Consider the following 26409-nt stretch of genomic DNA (forward strand, 5'->3'; position numbering starts at 1 on the left):
TCCTCTTTGAACTATTTAAATCCAGCAGCTTTTGAAGCCGAATATTACCGACAAACTGGATAAGAATTGAAGTTTTTAAATATTTACTAACCCGCAAAAGTGTAAACCAAAAGGGAACCACGTCAGACCACTTGTTTGGCCTCCGAGTCCCAAGATGCCGGGTTTACTTTCTTTCCTGTTGAAATTTCGGTGTACTTACCGTCAATCGTAATCCTGGCATAGATGGGGGCTTTGCCGTCTGCTTTTGCTTTTTGTCTGTACAGCCAGAAGAGTACAGTCAGGTTCTGTTTGAAATTCATCATCCTCACAGTTTAAGGTTAGAAAAACATTGATGTTTGAGAAACCTTGGTCAAAATCGCCTCTGTCAAACATGTCCATTCGGTAACCTAATTTAGTAAGCAAAGCAGGTTACCGAATAGGTTACCGAATGCTTTGATCTGGATTGAATCAGAATGATGTGCTTATCTTCGAAAACAGTGAAAAAATGACGTTTTTAAACGAAAAAAGCGCCCTTTGAGGCGCTTTAAGTGATCCCGCTGGGATCATACTTTTTGATGTAACAAATTGCTTTTCAATAAGTTGTGTCCTGCTAAATCGTCTACTCACCATGTCACTCACCAATTTGCGGTGACTGGCTTGCAATTAGCTCAAAAGTAAGGAAATTATTAAAATCTCCCACTTGAGAATTTCATGCTGCAAGGTTACCTCTTTTGAAAAGGTATTTCCGAACAGAAAGCTAAGGATCATAATCGAGGTTTTCGTAATAACTCAGATTGATTCGCATAAAGCTTTACAAATTCCTTCGCTTCTTCCATGGTTGTTGGGTATTCGACATAACCTTTAATTTTCGACGCGTTAACATTCTCAAAGATATGTTCGTAAATAAACCCATTCTCATATAGAAATTCAACTACCGTCCACCGACTAATGCTATGGCGTCTAGGTGGGCGAAATCTGTGGCTTAAAATAACAGCAGCTTCCCCACATTCAGGACATTTCTCTGACTGATTCTGACGAACAGTAGCGTCAGAATTAGGTTAAATGCTTTTCTGCATTTGAAACAGGTGAGTTTATATCCCATATTTTGTTGTAATCGAAACTGGATCTCAAATTAACGATTCAAACTAAAAGTTCATTATTAACGCCCGAAACTTTTTGTATCAACAAATGATTCGCAATAATTGAGAATCCTTAAGAAGGAAAATGGCATACCTCTACAACGAGTCCCTATTCTTGCTGGCTTGGAATATTTATAAAACTCTCCCGCCAGCGACTCCGGAGCGTTTGAGCGGGCCAGATAAGATTGTGATACAATCTGACATCTGGCCGATTGCGGTTAAGAGGCAATCGTTAACAATCCGGACGGAATAAGCCAACAAATGATGAATGAATAAGTACAATTTATCTGCGTGCGAATGAAAGAATATTAATAGCGACTTAGACTAAAACCGAGCTCATATGATGTGAATGTCGTGAGCGAAAATCACATTACAAACAAGGCTCATCATGCAGCTTACCGTATACTGTTCCATTAATTTCCCTACCACTTTTTCCATATTCAAGTCTTACAATTTTGTAACAGTGAACTTGAAGGACGAACGCAAAATCCTCCATCGTTGCTGTTATGTTTGCGTTGCCATCATCCATATATGTTAAGTAGCCGGGTAAAGTTCTTCTTAACGGTTCAAAATCGTCGCCAACCTTGTATTTCGGGATTGTCTTGCGAATTATATCGTCTCTGATCGCGTCGGGCATATACCGAAACACTAATGAAGGAGCGACAGTCGGTAAAAACCAAAGAAAAAAGAAAAGCGGGAAAGCAGGTGAAAGAAAGAAAATACCTTTCCAGAGTGGTTGATTGTTTAGAAAATTGATCAGCCTTGATGAGGTAATTAGCTGAGAGTATGCGATTCCAAAAATAAAGCCAGCCACTAAGGCTAGAGGTAAAAACATCGTCACTAATTCTAGACTACGAAATAACCCGCCGGCGAGGATTGCATATACGAATCCCCCGTAAGATAATGTAACGAAAGGCAGGGTTTTAGGCCCAAATATTCGCTTTGTATGGTCAAGCTTATTAGTTGGGTAGATTATGAATATAGCCCATGCGAGTGTCATGAATAGTGCCGACCAGAAAATAACAACCTCGCTCTCATTTGACTCACCGTGTGCTGCAACTTGATAAAGCGAGTTAAGTATATTCATCGATGTCCAAGCGATCGACATTGCGAAAAAACCAAAAGTTTGCTTTACCGTATTGAGCTTCTGTGTTGTCATGTGTCCTCAATGAATGCCAAGTAGATAGGCCGTTCGGGCACAAAAATATAAAGAGCAATTGATATTCCTCCGCCCAATTCTGCTCCTTGCATTCGTTGACAATTTTATCACAAATTTTTTCTGATTTTCACCTTCTCTCTCGCGATCCCCTTTCACAAACCGAAGGGGTCGTGAGAGAGAAGGTGCGGCGCTATCCTTCCGTGCCAGAGCGTCTGGAAAGCCGCCCTTTCAAAGCCTGCATGTCTTCGCTAACCTTCGAGTCTAGGATCTTCGCATAAATCTGTGTTGTCCGGATATTCGTATGCCCTAGCATTTTCGAAACACTTTCAATGGGAACGCCGTTTTGCAAGGTAATGGTCGTCGCAAACGTGTGCCTGGCTACGTGTGAGGTAAGAACCTTGTCAATCCCGCAGATCACGGCAATCTCTTTCAGATAATCATTCATCTTCTGGTTGCTCGGCACGGGCAACACTAGGCCCCGAGATTCACATAGCGGATGGTCTTTATATCTGTCAATGATTTGAAGTGCTTCCGGCAGAAGCGGAATATGCGATTTAATATTGGTTTTTGTCCGCTGGCTGAAAATCCATTGCTCACCATCAATTCCTCGCGTTATCTGGCTTCTTTGTAGCTTCTGGATGTCCGAATAAGCCAGGCCGGTGAAACAACAAAAGAGAAAAGTGTCCCGCACCTGGGCGAGCCGATCGCTGGCGAACTCCTTGTTAGCCATCAAGTCCAGTTCGGCTCTGGTAAGAATCGCCTTATCAACCTTCTTGTACTTGCCCTTGAAGTTCAGATACGGATCAAGGTTCATCCAGCCATTGCCCAGGCAGATGTTGACAATCTTGCGAAACATTTTCATGTGCTTCACCACTGCATTGTTGCCCATCTTGCGAACCGAGCGGAGATAGAACTCGTAATCGGCGATGAAAGCAAAATCGATGCGGCTAATGTCAAATTCAGTGGTGTTGAAATTCCCCTTCAAAAACGCCAGGGTATGACGCTCCAAAACTTTATAGCGGTTAAGTGTACCAATCGCATATTCCTGCCCGACCAATGCCTTCATCCGCTCGTTATGGTCAGCGATCACTGCCATTAGTAACCGCTGCTTTGGACCGACGCCGAGAAACTTGTTTTTTATCGCTTCCGCTGTAATTAATGCATTGTCGCGAACCAATGCAGCCTGGGCATCTAACAACTGCTGTTCGAGATTGCCGAGATAGGCATTGACGGACTTCACTGTTTCCTTCGCGCCGGTAACTCTTCCCGCAACCGCATTCCATCGGCTGGGCTCGCATTCTCGCCCGGTCGTAAATTCCGCTCTTTTACTTTCAACCGTAATCCGCAGGTAAATCGGCACAGGCCCTTTTTGATAGTTTTTCGGCTTCTTCAAATAGAAAAGCAGACTCAGTTTTGTTTTCATAGCCTTTTTAGCTTAAAAGTTGAACAAAAGTAGTCTTGCAAGCCTAATTAGCACAAGATGTTTACGGCGTAAACAGGTTGTTTTACAATAAGTTACAGCGATTCTGGTGAGTAAAATTTGCAGATCCTCGAACTCACCGAATTACGCACCAAAAATTTGCGAAAAACTGAATATTTTGACATAACCGGAAAAGAAAAAAGCCTGCTAATCTGTTGATTTGCAGGCTTTTGATGCTTTTTGTTATTTCTTCAAGTGATCCCGCTGGGATTCGAACCCAGGACCCATACATTAAAAGTGTATTGCTCTACCAGCTGAGCTACGGAATCTTATTATTGATTTACTGTTCAATATCAGTTTGTGCAGTTAAGGTAAAAGGCCCAGGACCCATACATTAAAAGCGGACGCCGCGGTGTATTGCTCTACCAGCTGAGCTACGGAATCCTATTATTGATTTACTGTTCAATATCAGTTTGTGCAGTTAAGATAGAAGGCCCAAGACCCATACATTAAAAGCGGACGCCGCGCGGTGTATTGCTCTATCAGCTGAGCTACGGAATCGTTTTTTCAATCGTTACAATCTGTTGGATTAGCCGGTGCCTTTTCCGTAATTGCGATGCAAAAGTAGAATTCTAAAAAGTATAATGCAAGCCCCAATTAAGAAATACCTGTTGTTTTGGATTTTCATGCTGACCTTTTTTCCGGTTTCAGAGACAGTTTCAGCGAATAAGATGGAGTTAAAAGCTGCTGATTCTCTGTTTGCTATGGCGAAGTATCCGGAGGCCCTGATCTTATTCAAAAAAAATTTTAAAGAAGAAGAAAAAAATAATCAGAGCCTGCTTTTGAAACTTGCTTTCCTGGCAGAAAAGACAAACAACTACACGGACTGCCTATTTTACCTCAGCAAACTGGCCTTGATCAATCCTTCCAGGAAATTATTTGAGAAAATGGATAAACTTGCTGCGGAGCAGAATCTAACAGGCTATGAATTTGATGATTACAACTATTTTATAATATTTTACCGAAGATATGGTGATTACATTCCAATATTGCTTCTAACTTTGGGGACTTATATAGTTGTAATTATGGTTACAAAAGTGCGTAGAAGAGAACCCATTCTCCAGATTCACAAGGTATCTATCGTGATTTATCTGGTGGCTTTGTTGGGTATTTTGAACGTTCCTTCTCTTTATCAGACGTGCATTATTGTAAACGAAAATACGTTTTTACGGGATGATCCGTCTTCGGCGGCGCCGGTTGTAGAAAAAGTCGGAAAGGGGCACAAACTGGTGATATTGGGCTCCGTGGATCACTGGAACAGGGTGATCTGGAATAACAGGATCGTTTACATCCGCAAAAGTGATTTGTGGATTATTTGAGTGCTGTTGCTGGTACTATTTTTGTAAGGTGATAAGTTTGTATATATTTAAGGGTTAAATTTTTTAAATTAATGATGTATGAAAAAGCCAATGAAACGTTTTTTACTATTAATCACAGGAGTTGTAATGTTAGGACTTGTGTCATCTTGCAAAGAGGAAGGACCTCACAAAGATGATATAGTTAGGTTCTCCGCAGTAATCAATAGTACACCAACTGTTCCGAAAGCTACATCTTCCGCGCAAGGCACCGGTGTTTTTGAATACAACAAAACTACCAGGGATTTGAAATACAATATTACTTTTCAAAATCTTACACCTACTTCGGTAACTATCAATAATCCAAGCCCGGCTTGGGAAGCTGGTCCCATTTTGTATACATTGGCTGAAAATCCAACTGGTCAGGTTCAGGGTACTATCAAGTTGAAAACTGCGATGGAAGAGGCGGTACTTATTGCTGGAACGCTTTACGTGAACATGCCTACTGCACAAAACATTTACGGAGAAATCCGTGGCCAGATCGTAGCTGACAAAATCGACTGATCTAGATAAATCCATAACACAAAAAAGGCTCGCAAATCATTTGTGAGCCTTTTTTGTGTTATGGACAATCTTTATTATTTCTTCTTTTTCCTTTTCCTGTTTTCAAACTCTTCCACTTCCCGCATCAAAGCGCCGATATCGTCGGTAGTATCCTCAGTGAAATCAAGCGTTTGGGAATATTCGGTTTTGCTGATATCGAGCACATCGATGGGTTTGTCCAGATAAGCCTGTATAGCTTCCAGTAATGGTTTTTCTTCCGGACTGCAGAATGAGACAGCAATCCCTTTCTGGGTTCCCCGGCCTGTCCGGCCTACACGGTGAACGTAGTTTTCTTCCTGCTCGGGCAAGTCATAATTCACGACATAGTCCACGTTGGGAATATCAATGCCCCTTGCGCTCACGTCGGTGGCGATCATTACCCTGGTATCACCTTTTTTGAATGCGTTCATCGCGACAAGCCGGTCTGCCTGTTCTTTGTCGCCATGGATTGTCAGGCTTTTTATTTCCATGCGTTCCAGCGCATTAAAAACCCTTTCCGCCCGGACTTTGGTGCGAACAAATACCAGGATCTTGCTTTCCGGATTCTCTTTGATGATCCTTTCCAGAAAAAAACGTTTGTCGTCCATGGAGATAAATGCAACCGAATGTTTGATATTCCGGGCAACAGGATTGTTCGGGGAAATCTGGATGCGGATTGCATTTCTCACGAGCGAATACGCAAGTTTTTTGATGGTTTCATTGATAGTAGCGGAGAAAAACAGCGTCTGGCGGTTCTTGGGCAAAAATTTGATCAGATCCTGAATGTCCTTGATGAATCCCAGGTCGAGCATGTGGTCAGCTTCATCGAGGATCAGCGTTTCGACCCTGTTCAGCTGTATATAACCCTGGCTTACGAGGTCAAACATGCGGCCGGGAGTGGAGACCAGCACATCGATGCCTTTTTCGAGCTGGGCGATCTGCGGGCCCTGTTCCACGCCTCCAAATACGCTGAATGCTTTTACACGTGTATGCCTGGCAATGGTGTCAAAAACGCCGGTGATCTGTATCGCGAGCTCGCGGGTAGGCACCATTACCACACACTTGATGCCGTCGGTCCGGCTGGAAGATTTCTGCTTGTGGATTTTATCAATCACCGGAATGGCGAATGCAGCGGTTTTACCTGTGCCAGTCTGCGCAATAGCCAGCACATCTTCTCCTTTCATTATCGCAGGAATGGCTTTAAACTGGATATCCGTGGGGCGTTTGAACCCGGTCGCTTCCAGGCTGCGCTTGATCTCAGGGGCAATATGGTAATCTTCAAATTTCATAGACAATCAATTGGGGAAAGCAAACCTGCTTTTTTAACAATCCCCAAAGATACGCCTGTAATCCGATATGACCGGGTTAATATGTGTTGCCTTCGTAAAACCTGAGTTTGTTTTTAAGTGCAATGATCTCTTTTTCCATGTAATCGATCCGGTTGAGAAGCGTATCAATCGCCTCAATCCCTTCAATATTGATGTCGAGATCATGGTACAAACGAATTACGCGTTCGATCTTCTGTAACTGGGGAACGGGCAGAAACTGGGTTTCGCGGATGACGACTGTCTCAATCAACCCGCTTTCCTGCAACGACTGTACAAATGAATATTCTATACCGTAGTTGGTGCAGAATATCTCGGTAGCTATCAATTGATCATTTTCCATGTTTGCATCGATTAGGATTTGGACAACTCGGTAAATAATTCCTTCTGGCGTTCTGTGAGGTTGGTAGGGATCTTTATCTCAAAAGTCACATACAAATCACCGAACTCACCGTCTTTTTTGTAAACCGGAAAACCTTTTCCTTTCAGCCTCACTACACTTCCGTTTTGCGTCTCAGGTTTAACCGGCAGCTTCACTTTCCCGCTCATGGTTTCGATCACAACATCTCCTCCCAGAACGGCTGTATAAAGATCGAGGTCAAATTTAAGGTGCAGGTCATTGCCCGACCGTTTGAATTTTTCATCGTTTTCAACTGTAAAAGTGATAAACAGGTCGCCATTCGGGCCGCCGTTGGAGCCAGGTCCGCCATGGCCGGTAATTTTGATCGTCTGTCCGTTCTCGACACCGGCCGGAACCGTGATCCGGATGTTTTTACCATTTACAGTGAGCGTTTGCTTTTGGGTTTCGTAAGCTTGCCGCAGGCTCATTGTTACCTGGGCCTGGTAATCCTGCCCGCGGAACCTTGCCTGGCGCTGGCCGCCGCCAAATCCACTTCCGGAGCCGAACATCGATTCAAAGAAATCTGAAAATCCCCCTCCGTTGTCTCCGGAGAACCATTCTCCCTGCTGCTGCTGTCGTGCACCTCGTGCCTGCCGTGCTTTTTCAAATTCTTCGCTATGCTGCCAATCCTGTCCATACTGATCGTACTTCTTTCTTTTTTCAGGATCACTGAGCACTTCATTGGCTTCGTTAAGCTGCTGAAATTTTTTCTCCGCCTCTGTGTCATTAGGGTTCAGGTCGGGATGAAATTTCCTTGCCAGCTTTCTGTAAGCGTTTTTTATATCTTTTTCTGTTGCTTTTTTATCGACTCCAAGTATTTGATAATAATCTACAAAGGGCATAATGGATAAGTTGAAGGTTGTAGAATATGTAATCTCTTTTAGCAAATCTACTTTCGTTCCAGCATCCTGACGTAAAGATCTTCCACTTTTTTTCGGGCCCAGGGTGTTTTCCTCAGAAATTTAAGGCTGGACTTTACGCTGGGGTCATGCTGAAAACTGTTGATGTTTACATGATAGCCCATTTGTTCCCAGCCGTAGTAATCAACCAGTTCGTTAAGGATAGATTCCAGGGTTTTGCCGTGAAGGGGGTTGTTGGGTTGGATTTCCATGGTAGGGTGTCGAATGTTACTGCAAGTTTAAAGTAGATTTCCGAGTATAAATAATTATGATATTCAATGATTAGTTCAAACATATAACTTTCCTATGGACCAGATAAAATGGGGTATTATTGGCTGTGGCAATGTAACGGAGGTAAAAAGCGGGCCTGCGTTTAATAAAGTAGAAAATTCCGGCCTGGTGGCCGTTATGCGGCGCGATGCTGAAAAAGCGGCGGATTATGCCGAGCGTCATAACGTTCCGAAATGGTACAGCAGTGCAGACGACCTGATCAACGATCCTGAAATCAACGCAATTTACATTGCTACCCCGCCTGACGCCCATGAAGAGCTTGCTATAAAAGCGATGCGTGCAGGCAAACCGGTGTATATTGAAAAACCAATGGCAAGGAATGCTGCGGAGTGCGACAGGATCAATGAAGAAAGCAGAAAAACCGGAGTTCCTGTTTTTGTCGCATATTACCGCAGGTCGCTCGATTACTTTCAAAAAGTAAAGGAACTGATTGATAACAAAGTAGTTGGCGATGTGAGGTTTGTAAATATCTGTCTTCAGTGGCAGCCTTATGATGAAGAAGTAGGGGAGAATGCTAAGCCACGCTGGCGGGTAGATCCCTCGATTTCGGGCGGAGGACATTTTCACGACCTGGCTTCCCACCAGTTCGATTTCCTTGAATATGTGTTCGGCCCTGTCAAATATGCGGCAGGGATAGCCAGGAACCAGGCGGGCCTGTACGAGGCCGACGATATCGTAGTTGCCAATTTTGAGTTTGAATCAGGTATTCTGGGAAATGGAAGCTGGTGTTATACAGTCAATAAGGAACAGCGGGAAGACGTCGCCCGGATTATCGGCTCTAAGGGCAGGATATCGTTTTCGTTTTTTGAGAAATTCGATATCAAAGTCGAAACCGAAACAGGTACAGAGGTTTTAAACATTCCTTACCCTGCCCACGTTCAGCAGCAGCTCATTGACCAGATCGTCCGCGACCTGCGTGGTGAAGGAAAAAGTCCGAGTACCGGTGAAACCGGGGCCCGTGCCAATCTGATCATGGACTGGATCACAAAAAAGTAGCCCGGCAGAATACAATATATGTAACTATTTCAGTTATTTTACCAACATAACCAATAAATCCTGACAGTCATGGCGAAAGGCAAGAATCTTGATAAAGGAAGCACAAAGAAGGAACCTGAAAAAAATCTGAAAGAAAAGAGGGCAGAAAAGAAGGCGAAAAAAGATAGCAAAAAGGATTACTGATTTGTATAAAGTCTCCCTTGAAATTGTGATCTCTGACGATTAGGTGTCGGAGATCACAATTCATTTCAGGGCATTGGGTTAATATACTTCGGCGTTGGTTTTGTATTTTGCCAGGCGTTTCCGGGCACGGAGGATCTTTGAGTAGATCTTATTTTTTTCATCCTGCGTTACCACATCGTCAGCTTCCGCTTTTTCAATCGCCAGTTTGATAATATTGTGCTCATCTTTGAGCTTACCGTATTCAATTTCAGTTACTTTTTTGTTTTTATAAGCTGTTTCAACCTGTGCCTGCAGCTTTTTAAGATCCGATTTGAAATTCTGGGCGTGGGAGGCTGAAAGTCCCCACAGAAATAGAAATATCGTAGTAAGTAAACGCTTCATTAAACGAAGATTTTAAAAGGAATAAATTGAGTAATACTTAAAAAGAACGTGATTTTAAGATTCTGAATATGTTTCCGGCTCATTTTGTATCGACAGCACCGCGCATATTAAGCAAGTTTCAGGTTGAACAGGGACGGATTCAGAGCCATTTTTGTTCAACAAATTATTGATCCAAATGACACAGGAAACTTATAATTACGAGAAAATCGCAAAGGCGATCGAGTTTATCGTTGCCAATGCCAAGGAGCAGCCTTCTTTGTTTGAAGTTGCCGAAGAAGTCGGTATCAGCCAGTTTCATTTTCAGCGTACTTTTACGGAATGGGCCGGGGTAAGTCCCAAGAAGTTTCTTCAATACATCACTACGGGCTATCTGAAAGGGAAGATTAAGGAAACTTCCAATCTGATCGAACTGGCGGAATCTGCCGGGCTTTCCAGTCAGAGCAGAGTGTATGATCATTTTATCTCCATTGAAGCTGTCACACCGCAGGAATTCAAAACTTCCGGAAAAGGACTGGATATTTTCTACGGGTTTCATGACACACCTTTTGGTGAATGCTTCCTGGCCGTCACCGCCAGGGGGATTTGTGCAATGGCATTTGTAGACGCTACCACAAAAGATGAACAACTTATACTTCTTGCCAAAAAATGGCATTACGCCTCCATAAAGCCTGACGTTTCGGTCACCGGCAAATACATTGCGCGCATTTTTCAGGGTGACAGCAATTCGGTTGAAAAGCTACCGCTGCTGGTACAGGGAACAAATTTTCAGCTCAAAGTATGGGAAGCGCTGCTGAATATCCCCAACGGAGCCGTGACAACTTATCAGCAAATTGCCAGGAGTATCGGAAACCCAGGCGCAGTGCGTGCGGTAGGGACAGCAGTAGGCGACAATCCGATCGCGTACCTGATCCCCTGCCACAGAGTGATCCGCAAAGAGGGAGTGCTGGGGGAATACCGCTGGGGCAGCCTGCGTAAAAAGGCATTAATTGGTTGGGAAGCGGCGCGCCTGGAGGCCTAGTCCTGTCCTTTCCCTTTTCTTTCAACATTGGGGCAATGAGGAATATTTTGCACAAAACTGCGGTTGTCATCTCGGCGATAAAAAAATCAAAGTATAGCTAAAAAGCTTGTTGGCGAAGCGTAATGTGGTTTTTCGGCAGAACCCGCCTATGTATGGACTGATTTTGGCACCATTGGTTATTCATCAATTCAGTAACCATTTATCAGACATGAAAAATTATCTCGTTCGCTCATTTATAGCAGTGGCATTTATTTTGACAATCGGTTCGGCTGCCAATGCACAGTTTTCACTGGGTTTGCAAGGTGGAATTGCAAAATCGGATGTAGAGGATTCGAAAACAGTAGCCGGTGGGGGCGCAAACCTCAGGGTGTTCACTTCTCCTCAGTTTGCATTCGGTATAGCAGGTAAAATATATGCTGACGGTAGCGACTACACCTTCGCGGGGCAAAACCTGACTTCAACGGGAACATTGACACCGGTTACAGGGACACTGGATTACTATTTCACCGAGGGCGGCTTACTGAGACCCTATATTGGAGCTGACGCAGGGGTATATTTTTCCAAATATGACGCTAAGTTGAACGGAAACACGATTTTGGAATCTTCCCGTCACAGCAATTTCGGTGCTGCGCCGAGAGCGGGTCTGATCTTCGCGTTCGGCAATATGGGTATACAGGTAGAGGGGATATATCATTTTGTTTTTGGTAATAAAAATCACAGTTCGACCACAGGATCAGCCGGTAACATTGATTTTGAATCAACTTCGAAATTTGGCGGTGTGAATGTTGGTGTGATTTTTGGTCTTGGAGGCGAGTAAAATTACGTCAGAATGAATCAGTAAAAGCGCCTCGTCAAAGGGCGCTTTTTTGTTTTTATCCGAACCCGGCTTACCTTGCCCAGGAAATCAAAACAGCTGTTTCTTGGATAGGGAACAATCTTTCACGGATGAGGTTTGCAAATGGTTCATGTCCAGGGGATTTGATTGTATCGTCGTCGAGACACTTTTTCCCGAAATTGAAATCAGCCGGGAGAACCGGGTTTTGTTGAAGATTACATTGGTAAGTCTGCACGAATGGCGGACAGGGCGGTCGTTGGGTAACCTTAGTGAGGCCTTCGAGAAAGTGAGAAATCGAAGAGAAGAGGGGAGGGCGGCCATCATACTGTGGCAAGATTACTGGCTCGGAAGAGAGGAAATTGTAAAGTCGAGACTACTGGCGATGCTAGGTACGTCCCAGAAAATACCGGCACGGCTGACGCAGGTGCGCCGTATTGACAAAATTACGTCGCAGGCGTTTCTGGAAAAATACCATCTGAATGGATCAGTGGGATCGAAGTATCAGTATGGGTTGTTTTTGCCAAAGCGATATTTTCGTATCCTCAATGCTGATTTTCAGCACGATCGGGAGGGTGAGGAAATGCTCGTGGCAGTTGCAACGTTTAGTCATCCACGTATTTTTCAGCGGCCAGGTAAGGCGTTCAGATCTTACGAGTTGATACGTTTCGCAAGTATAGCAGCTACCAATGTCGTGGGCGGGCTTGACAAACTTCTTAAGGCATTTTCAGGAGAGAAAAAACCAGACGATATCATGACCTATGCTGATCTCGAATGGTCCGATGGCAGAAGCTATGCCAGGCTCGGATTTGAACCCGTTTCAGAAACCCCGCCAATGTCTTTTCTACTCGATCTGAAAAGTAACAGAAGATTTACGTCACCAAAAGAGCGTCCACTTAAAGAGGACGCCGACATTCAGCACGTTGAAGACATCACCACGGTATTTAATGCAGGGAGTATGAAGTACGTTAAAACGGTGAGTACCTGATTTTTAAAAATACGTGTTTTGGATTAACTGAGGCAACTTTGTACGTTTGGTACTTGTTTCGCTAGTCTGGCAATTACTAATCCGATTTTCTAACTTGACCTCAGAAATTAACCCGGTATTCCGGCAATTCCCGCTCCTGGTGATACTGGGCCCCACGGCTTCCGGCAAGACACACCTGGCCACGCACGTGGCGGATCAATTGAATGGCGAGATCATCAGCGCCGACTCCCGGCAGGTTTACAGGGACATGACCATCGGGACGGGCAAAGATCTGGAAGAGTACTGCATCAATGGGAAAAACATTCCCTATCATCTGATCGATATCCTGGACGCGGGCCAACAATACAATGTAAGCGAATATCAGGCAGATTTTTGTCTGGCATTTTTGCAGGTGGCAGCAGAAGGGCATTGCCCGGTTGTATGTGGCGGAACCGGTTTTTACATTCATTCCGTGTTACAGGGCCATGCCTACTTTTCAATACCTGTCAGTGAAACACTGAGAACAGCACTTGAAAGCCTTTCAACGACAGAATTGCTGGCCAGATTTCAGGAGATGGATACGTCTTACCGGAACCTGGCGGATACATCCACAAGGAAACGACTGATCCGCGCGATCGAAATTTCCACTTTTTTGAAAGAAAACCCCGAAGAACAAAACCAGTTTACAAGAAATTCACCTACATACCAATCTATCGTTTTTGGACTAAACCCACCTTTGGATGTGCGTCGGGAGCGTATTTCCAGAAGATTAAAATTTAGATTGGAAAACGGCCTGATAGAAGAAGTGGAGGCGCTTCTGGCCCGCGGCCTTACGCCTGCACAACTGATCTATTATGGTCTGGAATATAAGTATGTAACGAATTACCTGACAGGCCAGCTGCCTTACCAGGAAATGGCTAAGCAGCTTGAAACAGAAATCCATCGTTTCGCAAAAAGACAGATGACCTTTTTCCGAAAAATGGAAAAGGATGGCATTCAGATACGGTGGCTTGACTTTGATCTGCCTGATGAAGAGCAGATCAGGATCGTGACGGCCGCCTACAAGGAATTTCAGCATAAAATGATTGCTGAAACGTAAGTGTAAGAATAATTAAAAGACGTCGTACTTAACAATGAACAAGAAGATCAGTAGTATTTTGCTTTTACTGGTACTAAGCGTAACCGACGCTTACCTACTGGCACATCCCAATCTGATCGGGAAAATCGGAATTTTAGTGTATAAGCACAGTTATATCCGGAATTTTCCAAGGGCATTGGTTACGGTATTGCTGGTGGTCGGGATTTCGCTGTTGATTTGTGAACTGTTGTACCGATTTTCGAAATACCCTGTGGCATTGGTTTGTTATGCTGTGCTGCTGGCGATTGCATTGGGATGGCTGGGTTATGTATATACCACATTCTCAACGTTTTCGTACCGGATCACAGGAAAAGCATTTATTTATGGGGCGCATTTGCTGCCGATAATACTCGCAGGACTGTATGGAAGGTATTTTGTAAAGAAAATGGTTCAGAAAAATAGAGCTGCCAAAAACTTGCCTGTGGAAAGCGAAAATGGTAAAGCCGGCACAGGAAATCAGCATTAGCGGAAATTAAAGACGGGGATTTTTGGATGATATTTTGTACGATAGAATATTATTATTAATCCTTCAAATTGTGAAATATTATTGCCTGAGTCTTGTATTTTCACAAATAAAACACGGATAATAATAGAATTTACGCAGTTTTTTAGGATATTGCGGCTTGTGTTTCGCCGGGAAATGGTTAGTCCTGGCATGGATTAACACAAAATTAATTTATTGGATAAGTAAATCCGTAACCACAAAAAACTTTGGATTGAGTTGGCCTGGTTTGCTTTATCAAGTCATTAACCTTTTTAAATTTATTCTCATTTATATGTCCCAAATAGCTGAATTAACCCTTGAAGGTAAGAAGTACGAGTTCCCTGTTATAGAAGGAAGTGAACATGAAAAAGCGATTGATATTGCGAAGTTACGTGACCAGAGCGGGTACATTACGATTGATGCAGGTTACAAAAATACAGGTGCTACAAAAAGCGCCATAACTTTTTTGGATGGAGAAGAAGGTATACTGAATTACAGAGGTTATTCGATTGAGGATCTGGCTGAAAAATCATCATTTCTGGAAGTTGCTTATCTGTTGATATATGGTGAACTGCCTACCGAAAAACAGTTCGCTGAGTTTGAACATGAAATAAGGACGCATACGCTCGTAAACGAAGATATGCGCAAAATCTTCGAAGGCTTTCCTGTAAATGCACACCCGATGGGCGTGCTTTCTTCGCTGGTGAGCGCTATGAGTGCTTTCTACCCTGAAACATTTGATCAGAATACTGAAGAAATAACGGAATTGCATATCATCCGCCTGCTTTCCAAGCTGCCGACGATCGCTACATGGTCATATAAAAAATCGCAGGGGCATCCTGTAAATTATCCGCAGAACGATCTGGACTATTGCTCCAATTTTCTGAATATGATGTTTTCGCTTCCGGTAGCCCAGTACAAAGTTGATCCGGTTGTGTCAGCGGCCTTGAACAAACTATTGATCCTGCACGCCGACCATGAGCAAAACTGCTCTACATCGACAGTAAGGCTGGTAGGCTCTTCACATGCAAATATCTACTCATCCATCTCTTCCGGTATCAGTGCACTTTGGGGCCCCCTTCACGGTGGTGCAAACCAGGAGGTGATTGAAATGCTTGAAGCTATCAAAAACGACGGCGGAGATACTCAGAAATATATTGATATGGCGAAGGATAAATCCAGCGGGTTCCGCCTGTTTGGTTTTGGTCACCGTGTTTATAAGAATTTCGACCCACGCGCCCGCATCATTAAAAAGGCGGCAGACGATGTTCTCAACAAATTGGGCATCAACGACCCGGTTCTGGAAATTGCCCAGAAATTGGAAAAGGCTGCCCTTGAAGATGAATATTTCGTGTCACGGAAACTATACCCAAACGTGGACTTTTACTCGGGTATCATTTATCGTGCGCTTGGTATTCCGACCAATATGTTTACAGTCATGTTTGCGATCGGCCGTCTGCCGGGATGGATTGCGCAGTGGAAAGAAATGCGTACAAACAAAGAGCCGATCGGTCGTCCGCGCCAGGTATATGTAGGTGCGCCGAAAAGAGAATTTGTTCCGATGAGCGAGAGAAAATAAAGATCACTGGAATTTAAAAAATGCCGTCAGTTACTAACTGGCGGCATTTTTTGTGTTAACAGCGCAAAACGTTTTATTAAGGTGCCAGTCTTTCGACAGACCAAAGCCCTTCTGCATTTTTATGATAGGTGAGCCGGTCATGCAGCCGACTTGGCCTGCCTTGCCAGAACTCTATATAGTCGGGAACCACCCGGTAACCTCCCCAGTAAGGCGGACGGGGCACTTCGCCACCGGCGAAACGCGACTCCTGTTCCTGCGTCAGTTTTTCCAGCACGTTCCTGTTTTCTATGACTGAACTCTGGCTGGAAACCCAGGCCCCGATCTGACTTCCGCGTGGCCTGGAAGCGAAATATTCGTCCGATTCCTGAAGGGAAGTTTTCTCAACTTTCCCTTCAATTCTTACCTGTCTTTCAAATTCCTTCCAGAAGAAGGTAAGTGATACCTGAGGATTACCTGCCATTTCCTCACCCTTCTTGCTTTTATAATTCGTAAAGAACATAAATCCTGTGTCATCAAGATCTTTAAGCAGTACAATCCTGGACGAAGGCCGGCCATTGCTGACAGTACTTAAAAGCATTGCGTTAGGCTCTGTAATACCGCTATTTACCGCTTCATTAAACCATATTCTGAACTGCCTGAGCGGATCAGGATCCAGATCTTTTTTTGAAAGTCCCTTTAAAGTATAATCGTGGCGAATTTTTCCAATGTTATGATCCATTGTTTTTGGAATATGTTCATGTTAAAGGGCCAAAAGTAGCCATTTCAGAGGAAAGATTATTAGATTTGTAATCTACAAGAGACGTACGTACGAAACTGGAATTACGATGGCACAAGAACAACAAGAAGGGGTCAAAAGCGAAGAGCAGGAAGACCTGACACAAAAAACAATTGATACCCTTGAAATTGATCTTAACAATGAGTTGACGGAGGAGCATGAGGAGGAAACGCCAGACGTTGATTATAGCCAATTATCCAAGGAGCAACTGGTGAAATTGCTGGAAAACGAACTTTCCGTAATTCAAAGTGACGGATCTAAACCCGCTTTGCTGAAAAAGGCAGAGTCGCTGGTCAAAGAAATCCGGCCTGTTCTGGATCAGATCAAATTAAAAGAAAGGGAATCAGCCCTGACTACTTTTATTGCTGAAACCGGCGGAGAAGACGGTTTCGAATACAAGTATGATGCCGAAACTCAGAAAATAGATTCACTGAGCCGCGAAATAAGAGGCTTAAAGAACTCCTACTATCAGGGTCAGGAGAAAGAAAAAGAAAAGAATTTTAACGTTAAAACGGCTCTTTTGCAGCGTCTCCGTACTTTACTGGACGACGAAGGAAGCCGCGAGACGGACGCATCTGGTCTTAAGTCCAGCTGGGAAGAGTTTAAGAAGATCCAGGATGAGTGGAAACTCGCGGGAAATATTGCTTCGCCTCATAACGGCACACTTTGGGCTACCTACAATGCACTGATCGACCGTTATTTCAGCAACCGTAATATTTATTTTGAATTAAAAGAACTCGACAGGCGCCGTAATGCTGAGCTGAAAGCGGAATTGTGCGAAAAGGTAGAGGAGCTGGGCAAATCACTGGAGAGCCGTCCGATGACCAGGGAAATCCTGAATGAAGCCAATCATATTTTTGAGGATTACAAACATTTGGGCCCTGCACCCAAAGAGGAGCAGGAAAAATTGTGGCAGCGCTTTAAAGAAGCGTTAGATGTATTATATGATGCGCAGCGCGGCCAGTTTGCCGATCAGAAGAAATCCATGCAGGAGAACTACGAACAGAAGCAGCAGATTTACGAAGCGATTGTTCCGTTCACGTCCTACAATTCCGGAAGTATCAAGGAGTGGAATGCGAAGACGAAGGAAATCATGGCTTTTCAAGACCAATGGGTAGCCTTGAAAGGTATTATGCCAAGAGAGGAGGGGAAAGAGCTGAGCAAGAAATTCTGGGCGGCGCTCAAAACCTTCTTCAATAATAAAGGTGAATTTTTCCGCCAGCTGGAATCGAAGAGAGAGCAAAACCTCGAATTGAAAAACCAGCTTTGTGTAGAAGCAGAAACGATTTTGGCGACAGGTGAAGACAATCCTTCTACTACTCAGAAAGTAATTGAACTGCAGAAAAAATGGAAAGGCGTTGGCCAGGTTCCCGAAAAATATAAGGACACCATTTATGACCGGTTCAAAAAAGCCTGCGACGCGTATTTTGATCAGAAACGCGCGAAGAACAAGGAAGTTGAAGTGGAGTTCGAGACCAACCTTAAAAATAAGCTGGATCTTATCGAACGCATCGAGACTGCTGCGACCGACAAAGACGAGTCTTCTCTGAATTTGCTGAGCGCATTCAAGAGCGAGTGGTCATCCATCGGCTTTGTACCGAAAAAGGACATGCAGGCGGTACAAAAACGGTACATTGCTGCGATTAATACATACGTTAGCGCAATCGGCCAGCTGACCAGCAAAGAGAAAGAGCAGGCGGTATTGGAAAGTGAAGTTGAACTGGTGCGGGACGGAGAGAATAGCCGCGGCCTTTTCCGGAAAGAAAACGATATCCGTCGCAAGATTACGCAACTCGAAAACGATATTGCCTTGTGGCAGAATAATATCGAGTTTTTTGCCAAGTCTAAAACATCGGACAGGTTGAAAGCAGAATTCGAAAGAAAGATAAATAGTGCCCTAGGACAGCTGGAAGAGTTAAAACACCAACTGTCTATTATTCAGGAGGCTATCTAAAAACTTAAAAAAAGTTGAAAAAAAATACCTCAATAAGTTGCACTGTATAGTCTTTACGCCTACTTTTGCACCATGATAACGGAATAAGAAACGCTATCAGAAATAAGAGAGGCCTCCATAGCTCAGCTGGTAGAGCAACTGACTTGTAATCAGTAGGTCGTTGGTTCGATCCCGACTGGGGGCTCTTGAAAATCAAGCACTTACAAGGTAAAACTTGTAAGTGCTTTTTTATTTGCAAACAATTTGCAAACATTTGGGTGTGCAATATGAACGGATCAGAAATCCACGAAAGCGCTGATTTTAAATTAACGAAAGAAAAGACCCACGAAGCGATAAGCTTGTGGGTCGAGTCAAAGTGATTATCTCATATCTTCTGATGCTTTAAATAACTTTTTCCGTGTCGTCCTTGAAAGGTTGGTTATAATAACGCTTGCCTTTCATCTTATATAAAGCATTCGCCACGGCCCCAAAGACCGGTGGAAATGGAGGTTCCCCCAATCCGGTCGGATCCAGTTCGTTTTGCACGAAATGGACTTGAATGCTTTTGGGCACTTCGTTTATCCGGATCATCCGGTAATTGTGAAAGTTGCTTTGCTGGGCGGCACCGTCTTTATGGGTCAACTGGCCATAAAAAGCGTTACCGATCCCATCCACGACCGCTCCTTGCACCATGTTGGTGGCTGCATCAGGATTAATGACAATCCCGCAGTCCATTGCACTGAACACGCGCTCGACATAAGGCTGACCATCGCGCGTTACCATATCCACCACATGCGCCGCATAAGAATTGTGACAAAAATAAGCGGCTACCCCACGGTTGTATTTTTCATTTCCCGGCTTATTCCAATTTGATTTATCACGCACCAGTTCCAGTACACCTGCGTAACGGTCTGCATCATATTCGTTGTTTTTGCCTACCGGCTTTTCCTTTGCCCTTTTCAAAAGTTCCAGCCTGAATGCGATCGGATCTTTGCCAGCTGCTTCTGCTACTTCATCTAGAAACGATTGTTCGGCAGCTGCGTTGAAATTGGACCGGGGAGCCCGGAAAGCACCTATGGTAATGTTTGAGGCGATCTGCCAGCCTTCGGCCAGGTAGTTGTCAACAGCCCCGGCCGGAAAACGGTTTGCATGTATTGGATGCTCGGGAATGCCGCCTCCTTTCACATGAAAAGCAATCAGGTTTTTATTGCCGTCCAAAGCAGCGCGGTAAGTGGCTGTGTACATCGGGCGGTAAATACCGTAGGTCATGTCGTCCTCCCTTGTGTACATGAGCTTCACCGGTGCTTTGACTTTCTTGGAAATCAGCGCAGCTTCGTAGAGATAATGCCCGTAAGCCCGGCGTCCGAAGCCGCCGCCCATGCGCGTCATTTGGATCTCAATCTTGTCGGCAGGCAGGTTCAGTAGCTTTGCAAGTGTAGGCTCAGACCAACCTGGGGCTTGCAAGGGCCCCGCTACCAACGCCTTTTCATCTGTCACATGGGCAAAGAAATTCATTGGCTCCATACAATTATGGGCTAAAAAGGGCCCGTTGTATGTACGCTCGATCACCTGGGCTGCATTCTTGAAAGCAGCTTCCGGATCACCATCTCGTCTCAATTCCTGGGCCGGCTTGGCAGCATATTCCTGCATTTGCTGCATTTGCGTAGTTGTACTTTCAAGGGCTCCCGGAACGGTAACTTCCCTTTTTCCGCCCCTTCCACCCATTGTGTCTTTCACATCACCAGCTGCTTCCCAGTTGGCGACCAGCTTTTTACGCGCACTGATCACTTCCCAGGTGCTACTTCCGACAATAACCAGCAGGTCATTAAATGTGCGCGTATCAAAACCTCCTTGTTCAAAATCGTCCCCGTATAATTTCAGCGTGAAAACATCTTTAATACCCGGCATTTTCAATGTTTCGGCGGCATCGAAAGATTTCAGCTTCATTCCAAAAGCAGGCGGGTGCTGGATCATGGCGATCAGCATTCCGTCAACACTATAATCCAACCCAAAAAGCGGCTGGCCGGAAGTGATCTTCGTTATTTCTACGTTCTTTTTGGACTTGCTGACAATGGTAAAATCCTTTGGTGCTTTCAGCTTCAAATCTTTTGGTACAGGCACGCTGGCTGCTTTGCTGGCCATATCTCCATACTTGGCCGATTTCCCGCTCGAATGCGACAAGACACCTGCCTTGGTGCTCACTTCGCTGGCTGGCACATTCCAGGTTTGGCCGGCAGCTTCTCGCAGCATCTGCCTGGCAGCTGCCCCGGCCTCACGAAGGGGTTTCCAGTACATGCGCACAGAATTGCTTCCGCCTGTAAACTGTGCCCCGAGTTTGGCCGGATCGTGTGGCCCCATTTCGACGCTCACGTTTTTCCAATCCACATCCAGTTCTTCGGCCAGCATCATCGGCAGGGAAGTCATTACATTCTGACCAAATTCAGGGTTGGGACAAATGAGCTTCACCTTGTTATCAGGTAAGATATGAATGTAACCATTCAGGGTTGCCCACTGCTCAGGCAAGCCCAGCGCCTGGGTCTCATCAGCAGATTTGAAGCTGGATAACCAGCTCACGGTAAGCATCATTCCGCCACCAGACAGGATTGAAGCTTTTAGGAAAGAGCGTCTGTTCAAGGCTGTTTTATCTTTGTCCATGTTCGGATATCTTTAAATAGTTAACTAAGAATCTTTTTTGCTTCAATCTCTAACTGGCCAAGTGCATGTATTTCTATCTTTTCGGGCTAATCCTGTAAGGACAGACTTTCATCAGCAATAGCAAATAAAGCAGCGTCCACGGGCTATTTGCCAACCCGGTTCTGCAACGCTTCGGGATATCGCGCCCCTTCAATTTTAATTTTCGACGCTGCACTTTCAATTTCAGCCAGGTCCTGCTCGCTAAGTTGAACAGCTGCCCCGCCTAAGTTCTCTTCCAACCTGTGCAGCTTCGTTGTTCCTGGAATAGGTACAATCCAGGGCTTTTGCACGAGCAACCAGGCCAATGCAATTTGCGCCGGGGTGGCAGGCATTCCTGTGTCAGGCATTCCTGTTCCACCTTTTTGCTGCGCAATACGATTAAGCAATTCCACCATTTCCTGGTTTGCCTTACGTGCTTCTATGGTGAAGCGGGGTACGATATTTCTGAAATCGTTTTTGTCAAAGTTTGTGTTCTCGTCGATCTTCCCAGTCAAAAACCCTTTGCCTAACGGGCTGAATGGAACAAAACCGATCCCCAACTCTTCAAGAGTGGGGATAATCTCATTTTCTGGCTCTCGCCACCATAATGAATATTCACTTTGCAACGCAGCGACTGGTTGAACCGCATGCGCCCGGCGAATCGTTTGCGCGCCTGCTTCTGAAAGTCCGAAATGTTTGACTTTTCCAGCCTGGATCAACTCTTTTACTGCTCCGGCCACATCTTCTATTGGCACCTGTGGATCGACCCGGTGTTGATATAGCAAATCGATGCGATCTGTTCTAAGGCGTTTGAGTGATGCTTCAACAAATGCACGTATATTTTCAGGCTTGCTGTTAAGCCCGCCTTTCGAGTCGCCACCTTCAAAACCAAATTTTGTCGCAATCACTACTTGATCCCGAAAAGGTTCAAGTGCTTCGCGCAGCAGCTCTTCATTGGTAAATGGCCCGTAAGCTTCGGCAGTGTCAAAGAAAGTCACACCGCGCTCGAATGCAGCCCTAATTAGTGCAATGGCATCATTTTTATCTGTCGCCGGGCCGTAGCCAAAGCTCAATCCCATGCAACCCAGGCCAAGTGCTGATACTTCAAGCCCGCTTTTTCCTAATTGTCTTTTTTCCATTGTGTTCTTACTTTGTCGTTGATGATCCTTAATTGAAAGCCTTACTTCTTGGGGGCGTAAGCACCACTTTGAAGCCAGGTAATCCAGGCTTTTTTGAATTCCGCATGCGTTACCGGTGGCAATGTCCTTCCTTCTCCCGGATCCCAGCCTGCCAGCACAAGCCCATCATCGGCGTGCTCGATCAGCTTTTTGATATCCTTGTTCCCATTTTGCTTCTTGTCAACCAGCTGTTTAGCTAGCTCATGCGCACTTTTTCCTTGAAAAACCATTTTCATGGCAGCAGGCGGCAAATGCCATTCAGGGTTGCCGGGCGGCATATGAAGGCCAGCTATGTTGGTTTCCTGATGGCAATTAGAACATTTCATGGCATAGACGCCCTTGCCATCCAAGCCACGTTTGGGTCCCATCGCATGCAAATGGCTGTCATCACCTTGCAATGGCACATCACCAGCCGGATGGCAGTTCATACAGCGCGGGCTCATCAGCGTTTTGTAAACAGTTTCAAAAGCTTGCACCGACGCTACGCTATCACGGTTAATGGTACTGAATGTAATCTGTTTTACCGGCGCATCATTTCGGAATGCAGATGCCCCGACGGCGATGATAAAAATGAATATTGACAGCACGGTAGCGGCCTTTTTTGGAACAAATAGTTTCATTCCATTTTCTGATTTTTGCTTCATAAGGTGAGTTTGAAAATGGACGGTGTTAACCCTTCGTACCTGTTTTTTTCTGCATCTCGGCAGCCATGTGGATTGCCTCGCGAATCCGCAGGTAGGTGCCACAGCGGCAAATATTACCCGCCATCGCATCATCAATATCCTGGTCGGTCGGATTAGGCTTTTCGCGCAGCAGCACCGCAGCCGACATAATCTGCCCGGAATGGCAATAACCGCATTGCGGCACGTCAATTTCCTGCCAGGCTTTCTGGACAGGGTGTGAATTTGTTTCAGACAACCCCTCGATCGTTACCACCTTTTTTCCAGCAGCCCGGCTGACCTTGGTCACACAAGAGCGTACTGCTTCGCCGTCTAAATGCACCACACAAGCCCCGCACTGCGCGACCCCACAACCATACTTAGTCCCTTTCAGATCAGCCAGATCGCGGATCGCCCACAAGAGCGGCATTTGCGGATCAGCTTCCAAAGGGTAATCCTTTTTGTTGATGTTTAATGTGATTTTGGCCATGGTGAATAGTGTTTACATTGATGGTGAGATGATACTTTTTATCTTTCGTCGGATTTATTGCTGCTTAATATTTCGTTTAAAACTGTATTTGCCGCTGTGGTTTTCTGCTTGCCAATTGTTGGGGCAATGACCGTGACAAACTCTTTTAACTGGGCAGGCGACCAACCTGTACGTAGTGAAATGTTCAAATGGCTTTTGAGCATCGGCTCTGCCTGGCCAATAGCGCTGATTACCGAAATGGTCACCAGTTCCCTTTGGCCGTAGGTCAGCACATCTCTTTCAAAGATGTCTGCAAACAAATGTTCCTTTAAGAATGTGTCTATGGCCGGCGCAAATGCCCCATAGCCCGAAGGCTGCTCGGGCTGCGGCGTGCCCGTCAGCTCTCCTAATATTTTTTTGCCGCGCTCATATTTGTTGCTATCAGCAGCAGCAGGCGATGCTTCTTTTCCCATATTATCATTAATGCCCCTGGCTTTCCTTTCTTCAATGACCTGCATGAATGTTTGCAGGCCTCGAATGCTCCGTGGAAAGCCACAATAGGCATAGGTATGTACCAGGACTTCCTTAATCTCATTGACACTCAAACCTGCATCAAGGCCCCCTTCAAGCTGTTTTTTTAGCTTTGGGATCTCACCTTGTGCTGTCAGGGAAGAAATAATAATGATACTTTTCTCTTTTGAATCTAACCCTTCTTTGGAGCTGGTCACTTTCTGTGCATTCATGCCGCTAGTAGCCACCAAAATTACCGCTAACACCGTTATTATGGCAGATGATTTTAACCTGCTCGTTCTCAATTTAATTTTGCTTAAATCCATAGTCTGCTGATTACTTGTCCAAGCCTTTTTCTTTTAACCATTTCTCCAACACGCCTGCAACTTGCTCACTGTTTAAATCCGACATCAGAAAATGGGTATTGCCTTTAATACCTATCTCTGGCAAATGGACAATAGTAGCATCGCCCCCGTGGCTGTTTACCACTTTTGCCCACTGGCGCGCCGTAGCCAAGACATTTCTCCAAAAATTAAGTGAAGCTGCTTTCGTTTCGTCTTTTGGGATGAAATCACCAAAATAAACCACGATGGGTATCCTGGTCAGTTTCTTGAACTCATCAAGCGGCACTCCTTTACCGCCACGGTTGCCTTCGGGTTCCTGGCCTTCGGGAAAAGTAAACCCGCCCGGCTCATAGGCCACAACGGCTTTAACATGCTGGTTTTTAACAGCAGTCTTCCATCCCGGCGAACCACCGGCCGAATGGGTAAACAAGATCCCGTCGCCAGATTTATCCATCACTGCCGACATAGCATTTACAATCGTTGCTTCATCGACACTGCCCGTGTTGGGCGTCATCATCCGGAAAAAATTATTGAGCGATACGCTGTCTTTGGGGAACTGGACACCCTCATTAAAATCTGGATACAAGCCGATCCGGAACTGGGTGAACCAAGTCTGGTCATCTGGTATGGCCGTGATCTGCCCCGGTTTTGAAGTTTGCCCTGCGTGGCCACGCCCGGGTTGGTCTACCAGATAAACACCGTAGCCTTTTCTTAGAAAGATATTGGCAAAGCCTTCCCTTCCATCGGCCGTGGTTTGCCAGCTGCGGCGCGACTGCCCGTAGCCATGCAGGAAAACCATAGAAAGTCGCTTTGCCTTTGGCGGGATCTGGTAAAACACATCGGCATGGTCCCCGTGGCGGGTTTGTCCGCCCTGCGCTACATTCCAGGGTTTGAGCGCGTCGAACGTGCCTTCACTTTTGGTTACACTGCCACCAGCAGAAAAAGCGCCCTGCTCCTGGATGATTAAAGGTTTCTGACTTTTAGTTTTCTGTGCCTGGCCTTGCAAGCTAACTATGGAGCATACCACACATACAAGGCTTAGTATTGCTTTATTTCTCATATCTATTGCATTTAATCTGCGACGCTTGAATCAAATTGTTCGCATTAAATTATTTTAAGCTTTTCGAGCCATTGCTTGATCTCATCCTGGGTCTGGCGTGCTTTCTCATCCTTGATCATCAGCAGCTGCCCGTCCCTTTCAAGACCGCCCCGGGTCGAATAACCTTCCAGTATTTTACTGTTCGGGCATAGCTGCCTGACTGTTTCGAACGTGCTGCCAATGCCGTAGCCACCGTTCGTATTGAAGGGAATGATGGTCTTACCGCTCAAATCGTATTGTTTTAAAAAACTTTGCATCGGCGGTGGGAGCTGCATCCCCCAGGTTGGGAAGCCAACAAAGACCACATCGTACTGGGCGATACTATCAATTTTAGTTTTCAAAGGCGGCAGATATCCCGACTGGTTTTCACTGGCTACCTGCGCGACAGTTGCCTGGTAATTCTCAGGATAGGGCTTTTCCAGCTCAATCGCTACCAGTCTCCCACCTACGTTCTTCTGGATCATTTCCGCAACCGCCTTGGTATTCTTCGTGCGGGATAAATAGACGATCAGGATCTTGCCAGCTGCCACATCAGGGCCCGTTTCAGCATCGATCCGCTCAGTTTGAGTAGAAGAGCAAGCCGAAACCAAAAACAAAAAAGCCAGCAGCAGGTGTGCTAACGGAGCGGTTAGTTTCATGTTT

The 26409-nt window shown here is 45.2% G+C and carries 26 protein-coding genes and 2 tRNA genes; 11 read left to right on the plus strand and 17 right to left on the minus strand.

Annotation, left to right across the window (positions count from 1 at the left end; all coding sequences use genetic code 11):
• Positions 1 to 122: 122 nt before the first annotated feature.
• From FBF61_RS31315 to FBF61_RS31330, 4 genes are all read right to left on the minus strand, one after another.
• The gene (locus FBF61_RS31315; protein ID WP_229215315.1) at positions 123 to 302 is read right to left on the minus strand and encodes an Arm DNA-binding domain-containing protein; all 180 of its coding nucleotides are present in this window, start codon (positions 300 to 302) and stop codon (positions 123 to 125) included.
• 1186 nt (positions 303 to 1488) lie between these two features.
• Complete coding sequence (locus FBF61_RS31320) at positions 1489 to 2277, minus strand: hypothetical protein (protein ID WP_138484942.1); 789 nt, start codon at positions 2275 to 2277, stop codon at positions 1489 to 1491.
• A 190-nt stretch (positions 2278 to 2467) separates the two neighbouring features.
• Positions 2468 to 3700: a site-specific integrase gene (locus tag FBF61_RS31325; RefSeq protein WP_138484943.1), complete on the minus strand. Its 1233-nt coding sequence runs from the start codon at positions 3698 to 3700 to the stop codon at positions 2468 to 2470.
• 253 nt (positions 3701 to 3953) lie between these two features.
• Positions 3954 to 4026: transfer RNA gene (locus tag FBF61_RS31330), tRNA-Lys, on the minus strand.
• 315 nt (positions 4027 to 4341) lie between these two features.
• Here FBF61_RS31330 and FBF61_RS31335 point away from each other — a divergent pair.
• A complete protein-coding gene (locus tag FBF61_RS31335) occupies positions 4342 to 5076 on the plus strand; it encodes an SH3 domain-containing protein (protein ID WP_138484944.1) in 735 nt (244 codons plus the stop codon).
• A gap of 78 nt (positions 5077 to 5154) precedes the next feature.
• On the plus strand, positions 5155 to 5616 hold the full coding sequence (locus FBF61_RS31340; protein WP_138484945.1) for a CHRD domain-containing protein: 462 nt from the start codon (positions 5155 to 5157) through the stop codon (positions 5614 to 5616).
• A gap of 74 nt (positions 5617 to 5690) precedes the next feature.
• Here the strand turns inward: FBF61_RS31340 and FBF61_RS31345 are convergent, their stop codons facing one another.
• The 4 genes from FBF61_RS31345 to FBF61_RS31360 all read right to left on the minus strand — a co-directional run bounded on the left by FBF61_RS31345 (position 5691) and on the right by FBF61_RS31360 (position 8470).
• Positions 5691 to 6923 (minus strand): DEAD/DEAH box helicase, encoded by a 1233-nt coding sequence (locus tag FBF61_RS31345; protein WP_138484946.1) that lies wholly within the window; start codon positions 6921 to 6923, stop codon positions 5691 to 5693.
• A 76-nt stretch (positions 6924 to 6999) separates the two neighbouring features.
• Positions 7000 to 7302, minus strand: coding sequence for a chaperone modulator CbpM (locus FBF61_RS31350; protein ID WP_138484947.1), 303 nt, complete (start codon positions 7300 to 7302; stop codon positions 7000 to 7002).
• 11 nt (positions 7303 to 7313) lie between these two features.
• Positions 7314 to 8201, minus strand: a complete 888-nt coding sequence (locus tag FBF61_RS31355; RefSeq protein ID WP_138484948.1) for a DnaJ C-terminal domain-containing protein — start codon at positions 8199 to 8201, stop codon at positions 7314 to 7316.
• A gap of 47 nt (positions 8202 to 8248) precedes the next feature.
• Entirely contained in the window at positions 8249 to 8470 is a 222-nt protein-coding gene (locus tag FBF61_RS31360) for a VF530 family protein (protein ID WP_138484949.1), read from the minus strand.
• Positions 8471 to 8564: 94 nt separating this feature from the next.
• Here FBF61_RS31360 and FBF61_RS31365 point away from each other — a divergent pair, with 94 nt between their 5' ends.
• On the plus strand, positions 8565 to 9545 hold the full coding sequence (locus tag FBF61_RS31365) for a Gfo/Idh/MocA family protein (RefSeq protein WP_138484950.1): 981 nt from the start codon (positions 8565 to 8567) through the stop codon (positions 9543 to 9545).
• A gap of 261 nt (positions 9546 to 9806) precedes the next feature.
• Here FBF61_RS31365 and FBF61_RS31370 read toward each other — a convergent pair whose 3' ends face one another.
• Entirely contained in the window at positions 9807 to 10109 is a 303-nt protein-coding gene (locus FBF61_RS31370) for a hypothetical protein (RefSeq protein WP_138484951.1), read from the minus strand.
• Positions 10110 to 10284: 175 nt separating this feature from the next.
• Between FBF61_RS31370 and FBF61_RS31375 the strand changes: the two genes are divergently transcribed.
• From FBF61_RS31375 to FBF61_RS31400, 6 genes are all read left to right on the plus strand, one after another.
• Positions 10285 to 11127, plus strand: coding sequence for a methylated-DNA--[protein]-cysteine S-methyltransferase (locus FBF61_RS31375; RefSeq protein WP_138484952.1), 843 nt, complete (start codon positions 10285 to 10287; stop codon positions 11125 to 11127).
• A 208-nt stretch (positions 11128 to 11335) separates the two neighbouring features.
• On the plus strand, positions 11336 to 11944 hold the full coding sequence (locus tag FBF61_RS31380) for an outer membrane beta-barrel protein (protein ID WP_138484953.1): 609 nt from the start codon (positions 11336 to 11338) through the stop codon (positions 11942 to 11944).
• A 103-nt stretch (positions 11945 to 12047) separates the two neighbouring features.
• Complete coding sequence (locus tag FBF61_RS31385; RefSeq protein ID WP_138484954.1) at positions 12048 to 12947, plus strand: hypothetical protein; 900 nt, start codon at positions 12048 to 12050, stop codon at positions 12945 to 12947.
• Positions 12948 to 13041: 94 nt separating this feature from the next.
• Positions 13042 to 14025, plus strand: a complete 984-nt coding sequence (miaA, locus tag FBF61_RS31390; RefSeq protein ID WP_229215316.1) for a tRNA (adenosine(37)-N6)-dimethylallyltransferase MiaA — start codon at positions 13042 to 13044, stop codon at positions 14023 to 14025.
• Positions 14026 to 14059: 34 nt separating this feature from the next.
• Positions 14060 to 14530 carry a hypothetical protein gene (locus tag FBF61_RS31395; RefSeq protein ID WP_205748342.1) on the plus strand — a complete coding sequence of 157 codons (471 nt, stop codon included), beginning with the start codon at positions 14060 to 14062 and terminating at the stop codon, positions 14528 to 14530.
• A 310-nt stretch (positions 14531 to 14840) separates the two neighbouring features.
• On the plus strand, positions 14841 to 16127 hold the full coding sequence (locus FBF61_RS31400) for a citrate synthase (RefSeq protein ID WP_138484955.1): 1287 nt from the start codon (positions 14841 to 14843) through the stop codon (positions 16125 to 16127).
• Positions 16128 to 16203: 76 nt separating this feature from the next.
• Here the strand turns inward: FBF61_RS31400 and pdxH are convergent, their stop codons facing one another.
• Positions 16204 to 16845, minus strand: coding sequence for a pyridoxamine 5'-phosphate oxidase (gene pdxH / locus FBF61_RS31405; RefSeq protein ID WP_138484956.1), 642 nt, complete (start codon positions 16843 to 16845; stop codon positions 16204 to 16206).
• A 106-nt stretch (positions 16846 to 16951) separates the two neighbouring features.
• Here pdxH and FBF61_RS31410 point away from each other — a divergent pair, with 106 nt between their 5' ends.
• Together FBF61_RS31410 and FBF61_RS31415 are read left to right on the plus strand one after the other, a co-directional pair.
• Entirely contained in the window at positions 16952 to 18856 is a 1905-nt protein-coding gene (locus FBF61_RS31410; protein WP_138484957.1) for a DUF349 domain-containing protein, read from the plus strand.
• A gap of 111 nt (positions 18857 to 18967) precedes the next feature.
• Positions 18968 to 19040: transfer RNA gene (locus tag FBF61_RS31415), tRNA-Thr, on the plus strand.
• Positions 19041 to 19237: 197 nt separating this feature from the next.
• Here FBF61_RS31415 and FBF61_RS31420 read toward each other — a convergent pair.
• The 7 genes from FBF61_RS31420 to FBF61_RS31450 form a co-directional block, all read right to left on the minus strand.
• Complete coding sequence (locus FBF61_RS31420; RefSeq protein WP_138484958.1) at positions 19238 to 21490, minus strand: xanthine dehydrogenase family protein molybdopterin-binding subunit; 2253 nt, start codon at positions 21488 to 21490, stop codon at positions 19238 to 19240.
• 143 nt (positions 21491 to 21633) lie between these two features.
• On the minus strand, positions 21634 to 22647 hold the full coding sequence (locus FBF61_RS31425) for an aldo/keto reductase (RefSeq protein WP_138484959.1): 1014 nt from the start codon (positions 22645 to 22647) through the stop codon (positions 21634 to 21636).
• A gap of 41 nt (positions 22648 to 22688) precedes the next feature.
• Positions 22689 to 23330, minus strand: coding sequence for a hypothetical protein (locus tag FBF61_RS31430; protein WP_138484960.1), 642 nt, complete (start codon positions 23328 to 23330; stop codon positions 22689 to 22691).
• A gap of 25 nt (positions 23331 to 23355) precedes the next feature.
• Positions 23356 to 23835: a (2Fe-2S)-binding protein gene (locus FBF61_RS31435; RefSeq protein ID WP_138484961.1), complete on the minus strand. Its 480-nt coding sequence runs from the start codon at positions 23833 to 23835 to the stop codon at positions 23356 to 23358.
• Positions 23836 to 23873: 38 nt separating this feature from the next.
• The gene (locus FBF61_RS31440; RefSeq protein ID WP_138484962.1) at positions 23874 to 24557 is read right to left on the minus strand and encodes a carboxymuconolactone decarboxylase family protein; all 684 of its coding nucleotides are present in this window, start codon (positions 24555 to 24557) and stop codon (positions 23874 to 23876) included.
• Between the two features lie 103 nt (positions 24558 to 24660).
• Positions 24661 to 25728: an alpha/beta hydrolase gene (locus FBF61_RS31445; RefSeq protein ID WP_138484963.1), complete on the minus strand. Its 1068-nt coding sequence runs from the start codon at positions 25726 to 25728 to the stop codon at positions 24661 to 24663.
• 44 nt (positions 25729 to 25772) lie between these two features.
• On the minus strand, positions 25773 to 26405 hold the full coding sequence (locus FBF61_RS31450; RefSeq protein ID WP_138484964.1) for a flavodoxin: 633 nt from the start codon (positions 26403 to 26405) through the stop codon (positions 25773 to 25775).
• Between the last annotated feature and the right edge of the window lie 4 nt (positions 26406 to 26409).

Source organism: Dyadobacter bucti (assembly GCF_005869225.1).
Classification (GTDB): Bacteria; Bacteroidota; Bacteroidia; order Cytophagales; family Spirosomataceae; genus Dyadobacter; species Dyadobacter bucti.

Coding starts and splice junctions, on each gene's coding strand:
- FBF61_RS31315 (WP_229215315.1), bottom strand. CDS start 302: ATGATGAATTTCAAACAGAACCTGACTGTACTCTTCTGGCTGTACAGA.
- FBF61_RS31320 (WP_138484942.1), bottom strand. CDS start 2,277: ATGACAACACAGAAGCTCAATACGGTAAAGCAAACTTTTGGTTTTTTC.
- FBF61_RS31325 (WP_138484943.1), bottom strand. CDS start 3,700: ATGAAAACAAAACTGAGTCTGCTTTTCTATTTGAAGAAGCCGAAAAAC.
- FBF61_RS31335 (WP_138484944.1), top strand. CDS start 4,342: ATGCAAGCCCCAATTAAGAAATACCTGTTGTTTTGGATTTTCATGCTG.
- FBF61_RS31340 (WP_138484945.1), top strand. CDS start 5,155: ATGAAAAAGCCAATGAAACGTTTTTTACTATTAATCACAGGAGTTGTA.
- FBF61_RS31345 (WP_138484946.1), bottom strand. CDS start 6,923: ATGAAATTTGAAGATTACCATATTGCCCCTGAGATCAAGCGCAGCCTG.
- FBF61_RS31350 (WP_138484947.1), bottom strand. CDS start 7,302: ATGGAAAATGATCAATTGATAGCTACCGAGATATTCTGCACCAACTAC.
- FBF61_RS31355 (WP_138484948.1), bottom strand. CDS start 8,201: ATGCCCTTTGTAGATTATTATCAAATACTTGGAGTCGATAAAAAAGCA.
- FBF61_RS31360 (WP_138484949.1), bottom strand. CDS start 8,470: ATGGAAATCCAACCCAACAACCCCCTTCACGGCAAAACCCTGGAATCT.
- FBF61_RS31365 (WP_138484950.1), top strand. CDS start 8,565: ATGGACCAGATAAAATGGGGTATTATTGGCTGTGGCAATGTAACGGAG.
- FBF61_RS31370 (WP_138484951.1), bottom strand. CDS start 10,109: ATGAAGCGTTTACTTACTACGATATTTCTATTTCTGTGGGGACTTTCA.
- FBF61_RS31375 (WP_138484952.1), top strand. CDS start 10,285: ATGACACAGGAAACTTATAATTACGAGAAAATCGCAAAGGCGATCGAG.
- FBF61_RS31380 (WP_138484953.1), top strand. CDS start 11,336: ATGAAAAATTATCTCGTTCGCTCATTTATAGCAGTGGCATTTATTTTG.
- FBF61_RS31395 (WP_205748342.1), top strand. CDS start 14,060: ATGAACAAGAAGATCAGTAGTATTTTGCTTTTACTGGTACTAAGCGTA.
- FBF61_RS31400 (WP_138484955.1), top strand. CDS start 14,841: ATGTCCCAAATAGCTGAATTAACCCTTGAAGGTAAGAAGTACGAGTTC.
- pdxH (WP_138484956.1), bottom strand. CDS start 16,845: ATGGATCATAACATTGGAAAAATTCGCCACGATTATACTTTAAAGGGA.
- FBF61_RS31410 (WP_138484957.1), top strand. CDS start 16,952: ATGGCACAAGAACAACAAGAAGGGGTCAAAAGCGAAGAGCAGGAAGAC.
- FBF61_RS31420 (WP_138484958.1), bottom strand. CDS start 21,490: ATGGACAAAGATAAAACAGCCTTGAACAGACGCTCTTTCCTAAAAGCT.
- FBF61_RS31425 (WP_138484959.1), bottom strand. CDS start 22,647: ATGGAAAAAAGACAATTAGGAAAAAGCGGGCTTGAAGTATCAGCACTT.
- FBF61_RS31430 (WP_138484960.1), bottom strand. CDS start 23,330: ATGAAGCAAAAATCAGAAAATGGAATGAAACTATTTGTTCCAAAAAAG.
- FBF61_RS31435 (WP_138484961.1), bottom strand. CDS start 23,835: ATGGCCAAAATCACATTAAACATCAACAAAAAGGATTACCCTTTGGAA.
- FBF61_RS31440 (WP_138484962.1), bottom strand. CDS start 24,557: ATGAATGCACAGAAAGTGACCAGCTCCAAAGAAGGGTTAGATTCAAAA.
- FBF61_RS31445 (WP_138484963.1), bottom strand. CDS start 25,728: ATGAGAAATAAAGCAATACTAAGCCTTGTATGTGTGGTATGCTCCATA.
- FBF61_RS31450 (WP_138484964.1), bottom strand. CDS start 26,405: ATGAAACTAACCGCTCCGTTAGCACACCTGCTGCTGGCTTTTTTGTTT.